This is a genomic window from Deltaproteobacteria bacterium, assembly GCA_019308905.1.
GTDB lineage: Bacteria > Desulfobacterota > BSN033 > WVXP01 > WVXP01 > JAFDHF01.
In genome coordinates this window covers 34208-47904 of record JAFDHF010000024.1, presented here as the reverse complement: position 1 = coordinate 47904, position 13697 = coordinate 34208, and the positions used below count along the sequence as shown (strand labels likewise).

Annotated in this window: 13 protein-coding genes; 4 read left to right on the top strand and 9 right to left on the bottom strand. The window is 56.5% G+C overall.

The annotated features are described in order from the left end of the window. Window positions 1-139 precede the first annotated feature (139 nt). Genes JRJ26_09725 through JRJ26_09715 form a run of 3 tightly spaced genes read right to left on the bottom strand, consistent with a single transcriptional unit; the run spans window position 140 to window position 3360 of the window. Entirely contained in the window at window positions 140-1357 is a 1218-nt protein-coding gene (locus tag JRJ26_09725; GenBank protein ID MBW2057759.1) for a Gfo/Idh/MocA family oxidoreductase, read from the bottom strand. A 42-nt stretch (window positions 1358-1399) separates the two neighbouring features. Next, complete coding sequence (locus tag JRJ26_09720; GenBank protein MBW2057758.1) at window positions 1400-2821, bottom strand: trimethylamine methyltransferase family protein; 1422 nt, start codon at window positions 2819-2821, stop codon at window positions 1400-1402. 14 nt (window positions 2822-2835) lie between these two features. Continuing rightward, a complete protein-coding gene (locus JRJ26_09715; GenBank protein ID MBW2057757.1) occupies window positions 2836-3360 on the bottom strand; it encodes an NUDIX hydrolase in 525 nt (174 codons plus the stop codon). Window positions 3361-3656: 296 nt separating this feature from the next. On the opposite strand from JRJ26_09715, the gene lgt reads away from it, so the two are divergent. The 4 genes from lgt to hemG are packed head-to-tail and all read left to right on the top strand — an operon-like array spanning window position 3657 to window position 7931. After that, window positions 3657-4421 carry a prolipoprotein diacylglyceryl transferase gene (lgt, locus tag JRJ26_09710; protein ID MBW2057756.1) on the top strand — a complete coding sequence of 255 codons (765 nt, stop codon included), beginning with the start codon at window positions 3657-3659 and terminating at the stop codon, window positions 4419-4421. 14 nt (window positions 4422-4435) lie between these two features. Beyond that, a complete protein-coding gene (gene hemE / locus JRJ26_09705; protein ID MBW2057755.1) occupies window positions 4436-5473 on the top strand; it encodes a uroporphyrinogen decarboxylase in 1038 nt (345 codons plus the stop codon). Beyond that, window positions 5470-6450 carry a ferrochelatase gene (gene hemH, locus JRJ26_09700; GenBank protein ID MBW2057754.1) on the top strand — a complete coding sequence of 327 codons (981 nt, stop codon included), beginning with the start codon at window positions 5470-5472 and terminating at the stop codon, window positions 6448-6450. Before hemE ends, hemH begins: the two co-directional genes overlap by 4 nt. Then, window positions 6447-7931 carry a protoporphyrinogen oxidase gene (gene hemG / locus JRJ26_09695; protein ID MBW2057753.1) on the top strand — a complete coding sequence of 495 codons (1485 nt, stop codon included), beginning with the start codon at window positions 6447-6449 and terminating at the stop codon, window positions 7929-7931. Before hemH ends, hemG begins: the two co-directional genes overlap by 4 nt. Here hemG and JRJ26_09690 read toward each other — a convergent pair. From JRJ26_09690 to JRJ26_09665, 6 genes are all read right to left on the bottom strand, one after another. Then, window positions 7928-8854, bottom strand: coding sequence for a 3-keto-5-aminohexanoate cleavage protein (locus JRJ26_09690; GenBank protein ID MBW2057752.1), 927 nt, complete (start codon window positions 8852-8854; stop codon window positions 7928-7930). The two genes, hemG and JRJ26_09690, sit on opposite strands and share 4 nt — an antisense overlap. Window positions 8855-9035: 181 nt before the next feature. Beyond that, the gene (locus JRJ26_09685; protein ID MBW2057751.1) at window positions 9036-9731 is read right to left on the bottom strand and encodes an ABC transporter ATP-binding protein; all 696 of its coding nucleotides are present in this window, start codon (window positions 9729-9731) and stop codon (window positions 9036-9038) included. Further along, complete coding sequence (locus tag JRJ26_09680) at window positions 9731-10474, bottom strand: ABC transporter ATP-binding protein (GenBank protein ID MBW2057750.1); 744 nt, start codon at window positions 10472-10474, stop codon at window positions 9731-9733. Before JRJ26_09680 ends, JRJ26_09685 begins: the two co-directional genes overlap by 1 nt. A gap of 10 nt (window positions 10475-10484) precedes the next feature. Then, window positions 10485-11468 carry a branched-chain amino acid ABC transporter permease gene (locus tag JRJ26_09675; GenBank protein MBW2057749.1) on the bottom strand — a complete coding sequence of 328 codons (984 nt, stop codon included), beginning with the start codon at window positions 11466-11468 and terminating at the stop codon, window positions 10485-10487. 1 nt (window position 11469) lies between these two features. Further along, the gene (locus JRJ26_09670) at window positions 11470-12330 is read right to left on the bottom strand and encodes a branched-chain amino acid ABC transporter permease (protein ID MBW2057748.1); all 861 of its coding nucleotides are present in this window, start codon (window positions 12328-12330) and stop codon (window positions 11470-11472) included. A 64-nt stretch (window positions 12331-12394) separates the two neighbouring features. After that, window positions 12395-13630 carry an ABC transporter substrate-binding protein gene (locus tag JRJ26_09665; protein MBW2057747.1) on the bottom strand — a complete coding sequence of 412 codons (1236 nt, stop codon included), beginning with the start codon at window positions 13628-13630 and terminating at the stop codon, window positions 12395-12397. Window positions 13631-13697 lie beyond the last annotated feature (67 nt).

Sequence of the window (13697 nt, the reverse complement as noted above, 5' to 3'; positions counted from 1 at the left end):
GCATGGCCCTTTGCCTCAATAGCATTTCTGAGAGTCGCAGCCGCCCTGTCTGCTGCTGCTGCGCCACACGCTTCCTTGGTATCATAGACCTGTATCTCCACCTTTGCCTCCATCAAGGCAGTAGCGCACTTTTAGAAGGTCATTCAGGACCCTTTGCCTCTCGCCCAAGCAGTGGAGTCACCTCCACCCGTTGGCCTTTTTCAGCCGAGAGATACCCCGAATAGATAACATCTACAACCTCTTCGGCCAGATCCAAACCCGACAAGGGATCCCGGTCGTTACGGATCGCCTCGATAAAATCCTCAAGCTCCTGCGGGTATCCCCTATCCCAATCCTCCTGTGGGCTGGGGAAACTCCAACCCGCCTTGGTCTCCAGCTTCTCCACCAGGTATTCATCGCCGAAGACGGCTGCATCAGGGGCATAGACCTCAAGGGCTCTGTTTGGATTCATGTTCGCATAGACCACGGCGTTGGAGAGGTAGACCTGCATGGTATTGCGGGTTCCTCCGAGAACACCGTCCGAAGCAAAGATGACGGCCTTGGTCGAATCCTCGAATTCGATAATCAGACAGCTCCAGTCTTCAACGTCCTGCCAGTCTGAGACCAGCCACTTTCTCGACATGCTCTGGTAGGAGGGAATCTGCGTGTGGCGCCCGACCTCAGCGGTCACGCTGCGGGCCCGGATCGGTCTGCCGTCTCGAATCTGCCCTTCAAAGTGCTTCAGATGAAGGACCGCCCCGATTGGATGGGAGCCAAGCCGGGCCAGCGAACCGCCCCCTGATGTCTTCCATCTCCTGGAGTATGCCGCGTGTGAGCCGGAATGGCTCTCTTCTGCCCGGATGTCCATCACAAGGCCTCCGCTGACCTCAACGAGCCTCTTAAGCTTGGTAAAGGCAGGGGCATACACCCAATCCTCGGCATAACAGAATCTTATTCTGTTTGCCTCAACCGCTGTTCTGACGTCTCTGCAGTTTTTCATAGCCTCCTGGAGCATGGTTTCCCGCGGAACCCTGTCCCCAACCCGCTCCTCCTCCAGCTCCTTTCCGAAATACCCGGTCAGGGGCTTTTCGCAAATCACGTGCTTGCCTGCCTGTGCTGCCGCGATAATCGCCTCTTTATGGAGATCCGTAGGAAGACAGACATCGACCACGTCGACCTCTGGGTCTTCGACCAGCTTTCTGTAGTCCGTATAGATCTTAGGAATGTCGAAAGTCATGGCGAAGTTGCGGGCGCTCTGTTCTGTTCGCGCAGCGACCGCCACAACCTCCATCGTTTTTCCGATGAGATCCTTGTAATTCGAAAGGTGAAGATGCGCAACAAACCTCGAACCCAAAACCCCCAGTCTTACCTTTTCCATACCCGGTCTCCTTCCTGGCAGGATATACCAGTGAGTGCTTGATCATGACCCAAGCTTCTGGACCCATTTTTTCTCCATGGCCTCAAGTCTTTTCCGCGTCGTCTCGTCGAGGAGAGAGCGGCACCTTCGGGACAACCGCTCCTGCACAATCCTGGAAGCTCTTTCGGCCAAATCCGGCTCCCCCTTTTGTTCCCAATTCTCACGGCGCTCTCGGTACCAGAGATCGGAGAATAGGATTTCATCTCTGTAGTACCTGAAGGTGTGGTCGGCTGACAGATAGTCTGATCGGTGTCCCATCTCCTTTATCAAACCAGAGGCGAGTCTGTCTTCCGTGAAGCCGAGGCCCTTCATGGATCTGAGGATCGAGGCCGCGATCTCGTTGTCAATCACCGCCTGTTCCAGACAGATCGTCAGTGTCGATTCAAGGTTCCCTATGCCCCAGATCAGGTTTGCCCCGCTGTGAGCGTGTTGGAGTCCTGTGAGCACTTTTTCGGCAGAGGCCTGGCCGTCAGGAACCATCGATTCCGTACTCATCCATGATGCCGAAGGGAGTCCATAATGGGCGGCCATCTGGTCTCCTGCCCCCTGGAGTAATCCATTTTCCGAACAGCCGGTCAGGGTTTCGGCGGTCTGCATATCAAAAACGTGGGAGAATCCAGCATTGAACACAACCGGTCGTCCCTTCTCCAAAGCCTGAACAACCACGATTCCGCTCATCACTTCGGCGACGGCAAGGCAGAGGGCTCCCGGCAGGGTAACGGGCGCCGTCGTCCCAGCGACGACTTCTGAGTTGACCATAACGGGTATTCCAAAACCTGAGGTCTTCTGAAAAACCTCAAGGGCCAGACTCGTCCAGTGCAGGGGACTGACGATGGTGAACCCGAAACTCACGATAGGCAACTGGGCGAGACTTGCCCCCCGGTACCGTTCCATCTCCAGTATGGCCTGGCACATCTCAATGATCACCTCAGCACCGGTCGGGGTGAATATGACCGGCCGCATGTGTTTGCCGCCGTTCTCGGCCAGCCGCCTCAGGCCAACAAAATCTCTCGTCTTTGGAGGAAAATCACCGATGCTTGTTCCCACGACAGCATGGACATTCTCGAGGGTGTCGTAGAGCCGGACCATTTCAACAAAGCGTGTTTCGGTCATCACCTCCCGTTTCCTGCCCCGGGCAAAATAGAGGGCATTGCCACCCCAGAAGAGAGGTTGAGCGCCATTGTAAACCTCGGTGATGCGGCCTTCAAGATCCGCAAAGGCCACCTTCTTGGGACACCAGGCAATGGCCCTTGTCACCATCTCCTCGCTCATACGGACGACCGACGCTGCCCTGTCCCCCTTGCCGCCCATTTGGCAGAGGACCTCGAAAATCTCGGGGTGATCGATTCTTACGCCGACATCATCCAAAATTGAGAGGGCAATCTCATTAACCCTCTGTTTCTCCTCTTGCGAGAGAATATGCATCCATGGCTCCTATGCTATCTGCCCATGGAAGCCAGATAGAGGCCGACAATCGTCATGGCGTCCTGGATCCTTCCGTCCCTGATCATGACGAGCGTCTCGGCCAGAGGCAGAGGCGCCACCTCCAGGACCTCATCCTGATCGAGATTCTGAGCCACCGGTTCAAGACCCCTGGCAAGAAAGATCTGGATAACCTCGTCTGAGTACCCGGGAGCCGGGAGAATCTCTGTCAATTTTTCAAAATGATCTGCCTGATAGCCCGCCTCCTCTATCAGCTCCCGCCTGGCACACTGGAGAAAATCCTCACCAGGGTTGAGGGTGCCTGCCGGTATCTCCCAGAGAAACCTTCTCAAAGAGGGGCGGTACTGTCTGATCATCACGACCCGATCGTCGGGCAAAAGGGGGACTATGGCGGAAGAACCGGGATGATGGATGACATCGTAGGCAGTCGTTACTCCATTGGGCAGGGAGACCGTCTCCCTGCATAGGCGGAAGACCCTTGCCCGATAGATCGTTTCAACCTTTTCCGAGCCAGTACCCATTCTGTCTTCCTTTCGGATCAGCGTTCAAGGGGCGGACCAATCACAGGCAACAGCTTGATATCATAAATTCCATGCAAAGGGAAGGGGCCGCCACACAAGGGACTCCCCAGAAAGACCCGGGAGTTTTCCCTTCGGCAATCCCGTTGTTCTGAGGGATCCAGGGAAGCGATGAATCCCACTCCCCTCCTTGAACCTGTGGCGCTTGACACCCCGCCGATCTTCGGTTTGAATATCCGGCGAGGAAACAGTAAAATAGAGATCTGGATACTCCCAAGAGTGGCTAGATCGGGTCGTTTATGCATCCTGTACTCATTACCATCGGTCCGGTGCAGATCAGATTCTATGGCCTCATGTACGTTCTGGCCATCGTGGTGGGCTACTTTCTGTTGAAGAGTGAAGTGAGGCGAAAGGGAATGGGCCTGTCACCGGACGACGTTATGAATCTGATTTTCTGGGTTGTTCTTGGCGGGCTTCTCGGCGCGAGGATCTACTATGTGGCCTTTAATTGGGAGTACTACTGGCCGGATTGGAAAGAGATTCCCGCTATCTGGCATGGAGGACTTGCGATTCACGGGGGGATTCTCGGCGGATTGGTGGCCGGGCTTTTCTACACGAGAAGGAAGGGTCTTTCTTTCCTCCGCACAGCCGATGCCGTGGCCCCGTGCCTGATTCTCGGACAGGCTTTTGGACGATTCGGCAACTTCATGAACGGCGATGCCCATGGAGTGCCGACCAAGATGCCTTGGGGGATAGTCTTTCCCCCCGGAAGCATCGCCGGCGATCAGTTTCCACACCTCCCTCTTCATCCCACCATGCTGTATGAAATGGCGATCAACCTGGCAATCTTCTTTTTCCTGTGGCAGATTCGAAAGCGGCCGGCCAAAGACGGATTCATCATCTGCCTCTATCTGATCTTCTACTCTGTGGGCAGATTTGTTGTGAGCTTCTACAGGGCCGACAGCCTGATGGTCGGGGGGGTTCGGGCCGCTCACCTGATAAGCGTCGTGATCGTGGCCATTGCGACCTTCTTTCTCTTCAAGGAGAGGCTCTGGAGCGAATGAAGGGCTGATTCCGGATGCCAGCAGAGACCCCCTACCCCTTTCTTGCCGCCTGCCGCCGGGAGAGAGTTCCTTTTACCCCGGTCTGGCTGATGCGTCAAGCGGGGCGATATATGAAGGAGTATCGGGCCTTCCGGGAGAAGTACTCTTTTCTCGAAATGTGCAAGACCCCGGAACTGGCCGCCCGGATCACCTTGATGCCTGTCGATCAGTTCGGAGTCGATGCGGCGATCATCTTTGCCGACATCCTGCTCCCCCTGGAGGGCATGGGAATCGAGCTCAGGTTTTCCGAGGGGGAGGGACCTGTGGTCGATACCCCGGTGCGGAGCGAGGAGGACATCGAGAGACTCCGGGTTTTCGAACCCCATGAAGACGTTCCCTTCGTACTGGATGCTATCGGCCAGGTTCGTAAGGAACTGGAGGGCCGGGTGCCGCTGATCGGGTTCTCAGCAGCCCCTTTCACCCTGGCGAGTTATCTGGTCGAGGGCGGCCGCTCACGGAGTTTCGTCCGCACCAAGACGCTCATGTACCAGAACCCCGCTGCCTGGCACAGGCTCATGGAGACGCTCACCCGTGTGACGACCCGGTATGTGAGGAGCCAAGTCGAGGCGGGAGCTCAGGCCATCCAGGTCTTTGACACCTGGGTGGGCTCCCTCGGCCCTGCAGACTACGAGGCATTCGTCCTCCCCTATTTGCGGCAGGTCTTTCAGGGGCTCGGCCTGGATGTCCCGTTGATTCACTTTGCCACCAACACATCGGGGATCCTGGGCCTCATGAGGGAGGCCGGAGGGGACGTGATCGGTTTGGATTGGCGGATCGATCTTGGAAAGGCGTGGAACGAGATCGGCCACAATGTGGGTGTCCAGGGGAACCTCGATCCTGCTGTGCTTCTTGCTCCTCCTCAGAAGATCAGAGAGGCGGTTCGGTCGATTCTGGCCGCCGCCGGGAACCGCCCTGGCCATATTTTCAATCTGGGCCACGGCGTCCTTCCCGATACCCCTGTTGATCACGTGAGAATCATGGTCGATTCGGTCCACGAGATAAGCCAGCGATGAGCAACCTTTGCCCGGATGCCGCGGTTCTTGTCATGTCTTTTGGCGGGCCATCACGGATGGAGGAGGTGGAGGATTTTCTTGAAAGATTCCTGGGCAAGAGGCCTCTCCCGGAGGAGAGAGTCGCGGCCATCAAGGAGAAATACCGGCTCATCGGAGGGGGGTCTCCTCTTGCGGAGATCACACGGCGACAGGCAGAGGCTATCGAGTCGGAACTCGCCGGAAGGGGCTGCAACATCAGAGTAGCCGTGGGTATGCGTTTTTCAGAGCCCTCGGTCGAGCATGCGGTGGGGCGCCTGGCAGGGTGGGGTATCCGAAAGTTGGCGGCCTTACCCCTGACCCCTCATAGATCGAGACTCAGCACGGGACCCTATTTTACCGCTCTCAAGGAGGCGGTCGAGCAGAGGAAGGCCGGCTTCGAAGTGCTGCCCGTTGCGGGATGGCACACGCATCCTCTGTTTCTCCAAGCCCTGGAAGAGAGGATCAACGAAGGGCTTTCTCTCTTTGCCCATGATTCCAGGGAGAGGGTTGAGATCATCTTCAGCGCTCACAGCCTTCCGGAGATGTCCGTGGCCGGTGATCCCTATGTCGAAGAGATCCTTGAAACAATCCGGGGCGTCTCAGAACGGATCGGTCAGGTGAGATGGCATCTGGCCTTTCAGAGTAAGGCACCAGGGCCGGGACCCTGGTTGGGACCGGACGTGGCGGAGGTTATGACCGATCTCTCTGCAAAAGGACGGTCCAGTGTTTTGGTGGTTCCCGTGGGCTTCGTCTCCGACCATCTGGAGACACTCTATGATCTCGACATAGAGTACAGGAATCATGCAGAGGCCCTTGGCATGGAGTACGAGAGATCACCCTCGCTGAACGATTCCTCCACGTTTATTCGGGCCCTTGCCGAGGTAGTGTTGGAACGGCTTGAAAAGGAGGCAGGAGCTAACGGCCCTGGAATTGGTGAGAAGATGGAGAAATCCCTTTGAGACGCGTCGTGGTTGTGGGTGGGGGGATATCCGGGCTTTCAACGGCTTTTTTCCTCCAGGAGAGAATAAGAGAGAGGCGAGCGCCCATCGAGGTCTTTCTCATCGAGAAAGAGGCTCATCCGGGTGGATCGATTCTTACCGAGAGGATGGGGGATTTCATTCTCGAGGGGGGGCCCGACTGCTTCCTGTCGGAGAAGCCATGGGCCCTGAGACTATGCGAGCGGCTGGGCATGGAAGACGAGCTCCTGAATACCAGCGAGAACCGCCGGACCTTTATCCTCTGGCGGGGCAGACTCCATGCTCTTCCAGAGGGGTTCATGCTTCTGGTCCCGACGAGCTTCATGCCCTTTGTTATGAGCAGTCTTGTCAGCCCCTTTGGAAAGATCCGGATGGCAATGGACCTCTTTATTCCTGCCAGGAAGAGCGACGGGGAAGAGAGCCTGGCGGACTTTGTCTCCCGCCGTCTCGGCAGGGAGGCACTCGAGAAGATCGCCGAACCTCTGGTGGCGGGAATCCATGCATCGGTTCCGGAGACTATGAGCCTCAAGGCGACATTTCCCAGGTTCCTCGAGCTGGAGCAAGAGTACGGCAGTCTTATCCGCGGCATGCTCGTGCGACGGAAGAAGTTCGCCCGGTACGTCAAGAACAGGAAAGGGCCAGAGAGGACCATGTTTGTGACGTTGAAGAAAGGGATGGGTGATCTGGTGGAGGCTATCCTCGCCAGGCTGAACTCCGGCTCGGTCCTCCTGGGGAAAGAGGTGGCCGCCCTGGGGCGGAGAGGGCCGGAGGGCTCGCCTCATTACTTCATCGAGACAGAGGGGGGCGAGAAATTCGAAGCCGAGGCCCTGGTCTTGGCCACTCCCGCCTTTGTGAGCGGCCGCCTCCTGGGGACCCTAGACAGGCCCCTGGCCGACATTCTCCAAACCATTCCCTACGTCTCTTCGGCTATCGTCCACCTGGCATACAGAAGATCCCAGATCAGCCATCCTCTGGATGGATTCGGGTTTGTGGTTCCCCGGAGAGAGAAGAGAAGCATCATGGCCTCCACGTGGACTTCGGTCAAATTCGCGCACCGTGTTCCTGACGGCCATGTCCTTCTCAGGGTCTTTGTGGGTGGGGCAAAAAACCGGACTGCCCTCGGCCTCGATGATCATGAGATGGTGGCCATGTGCAGGGAGGAGTTGAGGCAGATCATGGGAATAGAAGCCGAGCCCCTATTCACAAGGGTCTATCGGTGGGAGAGATCCATGCCGCAGTACACTCTGGGACACCTGGAGCGGGTGGCCCGGATCCAAGAGCTGATCTCGCGTCATCCGGGGATATTCCTGACGGGGTGTGCCTACCGGGGAGTGGGTATCAGCGACTGCATCCACGAAGGGGAACAGGCAGCGGAAAGGATCTTGGATTACCTCGGCGATAGGCAGAGAGGCTCAGAAACTAACCTACCAGCCTCCCGCGGTAACATGGAGAGGCATCTCTAGTAGCTCGTTTCTTGCTTGCCCTTAAGTTTCAGTATACTCCGTGTCTCTTCGGCTGATGCGGGTTTCATCCCCAGCTCTCCGAGGATACGCACCATCTTTTCCACCATTTCCGTGTTGCTTCGGGCGAGGGTTCCCCTGCTCAAATAGATGTTGTCTTCCAGGCCGACCCGCACATTGCCCCCCATTATGGCCGCCACGGTGCAGAGATTGAATTCGTGACGGCCCACTGGTAAGGCTGACCAGACATAATCTTTGCCGAAGAGTCTGTCTGCCGTGTTTTTCATGAAGACCAGGTTTTCAACAGAGGGCTGTATGCCTCCCATGATTCCCAGGATAAACTGCAGCCAGAAAGGGGGATGGAGAACGCCCTTGTCCGCCCAGTAGGCCGCGTTGTAGAGGTGGGCCATGTCGTAGCACTCGAGTTCGGGTTTGGTGCCGTTATCATGCATGATTGTGAGGATTCTTTCCTGGTCGTGGAAGGTGTTCTTGAAGACGAGATCCTTTGAACCCTCCAGGTACTCCTTCTCCCATTCCCACTTGTATTTCTTGATCCTCTCCATCAAGGGAAAGAGGCCGAAATTCATCGATCCCATGTTGATAGAGGCCAGTTCCGGCTTGAACCTTTCGACGGCTGCCATGCGTTCTTCCGGACTCATATTGGGAGCACCGCCTGTGGTGATGCATATTATTACGTCGCTCTTCCCGGTGATCTCCCGGCAGAACCGGCCGAAGAGGTCGAGATTCATGGTGGGCTGGCCGGTCCTGGGGTCCCTGGCGTGGAGGTGAACCGTGCTGGCGCCAGCACTGCATGCATCGATGGCCTCCTGGGCGATCTGTTCGGGGGTGATAGGCAGATAGGGGGTCATGCTTGGGATGTGAATGGAACCGGTAACCGCACAATTGATGATGATCTTTTCCTTCATTTCCCCTCCAACGGACTTTGTGCGGTGACCACTAGGGAGCTGGAGAAGCCCTCGGTGGAACAGGTTCCCTGTGTGGATCGAACCGGAGAGATACCCAAAGGCCGCTGGGAGTCTCGATTCGGCGGAGAGCAGTCGATCGTGACAAAGTCAGAGGGCCGGAAACAGGCCTCTTCCACAAGCCTCAAATACCCAGCAGTTTTTTTCTCAAGTCGAGGTTCTCAAAGAGCTCCCGGGCGTCACCTTCATGGATCAGGTGTCCCTTGTCCAGGACGTAGCTCCTGTCGGCCATCCCCAGGGCCAGAGTCGAATACTGTTCCACCAGGAGAATGCTCATACCGGTCTCCTTGAGTTCCCGGATGATCTTCATGACTTCCATCACCATCTTGGGGGCGAGTCCCTCAGAGGGTTCATCGAGAAGGATCAGCTCGGGATTTCCCATGAGGGTTCGAGCAATGGCGAGCATCTGTTGCTCGCCGCCGCTCAGATACTCCCCGTACTGTCCTTCCAGTGCCCTGAGTTGGGGGAAGTGCCCGTAGACCGTCTCCAGGCTCCAGTGGTTGAGTCCTCCTTCTTTTCTTCCCACCTCCAGATTCCTCCGTACAGAGAGGTTCGGGAAGATCCGCCGGGTGTCAGGGACAAAGCCGATCCCTCTTTTTGCAATTTCGTAAGGGGGCAGGCGGGTGATGTCCTCTCCCTTGAAGACGATGGAGCCCGACCTGGCCGGAGTCAACCCCATGATGCTGCGGACCAGGGTCGTCTTTCCCGCCCCATTGCGGCCGAGCAGGCAGACGGTCTCGCCCTGGCCGATCTGAAGAGAGATGTCAAAGAGGATATGGGCTTCTCCGTAGAAGGTGTTTACCTTTTCTAAGGTCAGCATTACCTCAACTCCCCGAGATAGGCGTCCTGGACTTCCGCATTGCCCTTGATTTCATCAGGGGTTCCCTGGGCCAGGAGCCTTCCCTGGTGCATCACTGCGATACGCCCTGAGACCGACATGACCGCTTCCATGTCGTGCTCCACGAGAATTATGCTCAACTTGTCGGCGAGATTCTTGATGAACCGAAGGATTCGGGGCCGCTCGTCCACTCCCAGGCCGCTCATGGGTTCATCCAAGAGCAACAACTTCGGTTCCAATGTCAGTGAAAGCCCGATCTCCAGGAGACGGCGTTCCCCGTAAGGAAGGAATTTGACGGTTTCATCCTCTTTGCCGGCAAGGCCGATGAGCTGGATGATTTCGAGTGTCTTTTCCCTGACTGCGGGAAACCCGCTGAGAGGTGAGAAGAACTCTGTGCCATGGCCGTGATGAGATTGGACGCCGATCCAGATATTCTCCTCGACACTCAACTCGTCGTAGAGATTAAGTATCTGAAAAGACCTTGAAATACCCTTGCTTACGATCTTATGTATGGGGAGGTTGGTAATATCCTCTCCATCAAAGGAGATGCTCCCAAAGTCGGGTTTGAGACTTCCACCGATGAGATTGAAAAACGTTGTCTTTCCAGCCCCATTGGGTCCGATGATCGAGGTGATACAGTCAGGTTCAAAGGCGAGTGTTACGTGATCCACAGCGGTCAATCCGCCGAAGCTCTTGGTCAGATCTCTGGTTTCCAAGATTGCCATGACCATCACCTCACTTCAACACGGCCCGTCCCTTTTTCTGGGTGAGAATACCAAGGATCCCGGTGGGTACGAAGAGGATGATCAGGACAAAGAGAGAGCCGTAAAGGAGCAGCCAGTTCTCCCAAAAGCTGCTGAGAAGGTCACGGAAGATGATGAAGATACTGGCCCCCAGAATGGACCCGTAAAAGTTCACCAGTCCCCCCCCCAACAGGGTCATCATAACTACATCGCCCGACTTCGTCCATTCGAGAACTTCGGGGAAGGCGGCGTTCTGCAAGAGAACGTGCAGGCAGCCGGCCAGGCTTGCAAACAGGCCCGAGAGGGTGAAGGAGGCCCATTTGTATGCAGCGGTGTTGTATCCGACGTATTGTGTCCTCACCTCGTTTTCACGAATAGCCTGGAGGACCCGCCCGAAGGGTGAGTGGACTATCCTCCAGATGACCCACATGGAAACGACAAAGACGACCAGCACGAAGTAGTAGTAATTGATGCCGACCGAAAGATCGATGGAGAATAGGCCGGGAATACCTATGGCCATCCTGTCGATTCCCGAGAGGCCGGTCTCCCCACCGGTTACCTCGTCCCACCTGAAGGCGATGAAGTAGAACATCTGGCTGAAGGCGATGGTCAGCAGGGCGAAGTAGATTCCCCTCTTCTTTGCGAGCAGCAGGCCCACACCGGCCGTAATAAGGGTGCCTACCAGGACTCCCAGAATCAGAGGGATCCAGAGCCCGTGGATCAGGTGCTTGAAGGTAATGCCCAGGGCGTAGGCGCCGATTCCGAAATAAGCCCCGTGGCCGAATGAAGGCAGGCCCGTGTATCCCAGAAGTATATTGAAGCCCATGGCAAAGAGGCACCATATGATTACCGCAGTACCCATGGAGATGAACTTCCCGATGTAGGGAACAAAGGGAAAGACGGCAAAAAGAGCGGTGATCAGAAACATGGGATTGACCAGGATTTCCCTGTAACGGGGTCGGACCGCGACATCCATGCTAGACCTCCAAGATGCTTTTCTCCCCCATCAAGCCTCTCGGCCTCCACAGCAGAATCAGGGTCATCAGGAAGTAGGGGATGATGTCCGTAAATCGGCCGGGGTAGAGACTGGTCGATATACCGAAGATCAAACCACCGATGATGCTTCCCCAGAAGCTGCCGATACCTCCTACCACAACTATGACGAAGGCAGGCATTAATACATAGGTTCCCATGACCGGCCGGATACTGTGTATGGGGGCTGCAATTACCCCTGCTACGCCGGCCAGTGCCGCGCCCAGTCCAAACACCAGGGTGCGCACCCTGGGGAGGTTCTTGCCGAGGGCCATGACCATTTCACTGTCCTGTGCGCCCGCCTTGATGATGGCTCCGTGAGGGGTTTTCTCCAGGAACAACCAGACAAGGACGATGAGCAGCGCGGAAAGCCCTGCCAGAAAGAGACGGTACTTGGAATAGTACATGATCCCCAGGTCCACGACCCCTGAGATGAAATCCGGGGCTGTAACGGAATGGCCCGGCTTACCCCAAACCATCCGGATCATCTCCTCCAGGGCCATGGCGATCCCGAAGGTGAGCAAGAGCCCGAAGAGGGGATTCTTGGTGTAGACCCTCCGGATGGCGAGACGCTCGATCAATATCCCCATGACCCCCACAAGAAAAGAGGAGATCACAAGAGCGAGCCAGAATCCCACGTACCTGTTGAGGGAGAAAAAGAAATATGCCCCGAAGGCAAAGAGGATCCCGTGGGCGAAATTGATTACCTGCATCACCCCGAGAATCAAGGTGAATCCGAGAGCGATAACGGCATAGACCAGGCCGTTGACGATACCATTGACGAGGTAGCTTAGGAAGAGCTCCATGGCGTCTCCTGCCTTGACAGAAGAGACAGCGGGGTTCCCCTAGAGGAACCCCGCTGTCTCAGCCTCAGTCTGGGTACGGTTCCAGTTTAACCGGATTTTCTGCCTTGGTTCTTGCGATCTTATCCCCCGGCACGGACTTTACGATTTCACACAGATCGGCTCGATCGCGCATCTCCGAGGGTTTTCTCGAGCGCACCACGTAGTAAGAACAGATGAACTGGTGATCCCAGTCACGGATGGTGATCGGGCCGTCTCGCAGGGATTCGCTCTCGGGGATCACGTGGCCCTCCAGGGCCTTGATGACATCGGCCACGTGTTCCGTTCCGGCTCTCTTAATCGCCCGGCCCAGCTCGCGGGTTGCCAGGTAGCCGTTCACCGTATCCTGAGTGGGAACGGGGATGGCCACGCCGAGCCACCGCTTCTTGTACTTCCGGACGAATTCCCTTACATCGGGCTTGTCGATGTCATAGTACCATTCCGTACCATGAATGCCGACGTTCTTTTTCGGCCCGGCTGCCCAGGCGTCTTCGTAGTCGTAAAGGGTGTGGACTATGGTCATGTCCTTGTAGATCCCGAATTCATAGATCTGTTCCATGAGGGCAGCCCGGTCGACACCGCCCACGGTGATGACCAGGGCATCGGGTTTGGCCGCTCTAGCCTTGATCAGGAAAGAGCTGAAATCGCGCGTGCCCAGCGGGACCTTTGATTCACCCACTTCGACACCGTCGTGTGCCTTGAGGACCCTTCTTGCCCACCTCGTGCCGGACCATCCCCAGGAGTAATCATGGGTGAGGAAGTACCACCTGTTGCCGACCTTTTCGAGGATGTACGGGCCCAGGGCACGAAGCGCCATGGCCATGTTGGGAGGAACGCGGAAGACACAACGATGGGCATACTTACCCGTCACGGTATCGGAGTTCTGATTGGTCGCAAAGAAGATGACCCCGTATCGCTGGGCAACCTCTCCTACGGCAATAGCCACGGAGCTGCTGACTCCGCCCATGAGGTACTTGACCTTCTCCCCTTCGATGAGCCGCCTCGCCTTTCTGGCTGCCACCTGGGGATTGGTCTCCGAATCCTCCACAACCAGCTTCAGCTTCTTCCCCAGGACTCCTCCGGCTTTGTTGATCTCCTCCACCGCCATCTGCATCCCTCTCCGTTCGAGGGCGCCGTGATCCGCGTAGTTACCACTGGCAGGGCTCACAACCCCGATCTTGATGAACTCCTCGGCGGGTGAGGATTGGCTCAACAGCAGACCGAACAAGCCCACAACAGAGAGAACGATCACGAGCTTTTTCATGGCTCTCCTCCTTTCCAAACAATGCTGGGTTGGGCAGTACCAACCGTTTTCCCTCCTCCAAGCTCAA

Coding starts and splice junctions, on each gene's coding strand:
- JRJ26_09725 (MBW2057759.1), bottom strand. CDS start 1,357: ATGGAAAAGGTAAGACTGGGGGTTTTGGGTTCGAGGTTTGTTGCGCAT.
- JRJ26_09720 (MBW2057758.1), bottom strand. CDS start 2,821: ATGCATATTCTCTCGCAAGAGGAGAAACAGAGGGTTAATGAGATTGCC.
- JRJ26_09715 (MBW2057757.1), bottom strand. CDS start 3,360: ATGGGTACTGGCTCGGAAAAGGTTGAAACGATCTATCGGGCAAGGGTC.
- lgt (MBW2057756.1), top strand. CDS start 3,657: ATGCATCCTGTACTCATTACCATCGGTCCGGTGCAGATCAGATTCTAT.
- hemE (MBW2057755.1), top strand. CDS start 4,436: ATGCCAGCAGAGACCCCCTACCCCTTTCTTGCCGCCTGCCGCCGGGAG.
- hemH (MBW2057754.1), top strand. CDS start 5,470: ATGAGCAACCTTTGCCCGGATGCCGCGGTTCTTGTCATGTCTTTTGGC.
- JRJ26_09690 (MBW2057752.1), bottom strand. CDS start 8,854: ATGAAGGAAAAGATCATCATCAATTGTGCGGTTACCGGTTCCATTCAC.
- JRJ26_09685 (MBW2057751.1), bottom strand. CDS start 9,731: ATGCTGACCTTAGAAAAGGTAAACACCTTCTACGGAGAAGCCCATATC.
- JRJ26_09680 (MBW2057750.1), bottom strand. CDS start 10,474: ATGGCAATCTTGGAAACCAGAGATCTGACCAAGAGCTTCGGCGGATTG.
- JRJ26_09675 (MBW2057749.1), bottom strand. CDS start 11,468: ATGGATGTCGCGGTCCGACCCCGTTACAGGGAAATCCTGGTCAATCCC.
- JRJ26_09670 (MBW2057748.1), bottom strand. CDS start 12,330: ATGGAGCTCTTCCTAAGCTACCTCGTCAATGGTATCGTCAACGGCCTG.
- JRJ26_09665 (MBW2057747.1), bottom strand. CDS start 13,630: ATGAAAAAGCTCGTGATCGTTCTCTCTGTTGTGGGCTTGTTCGGTCTG.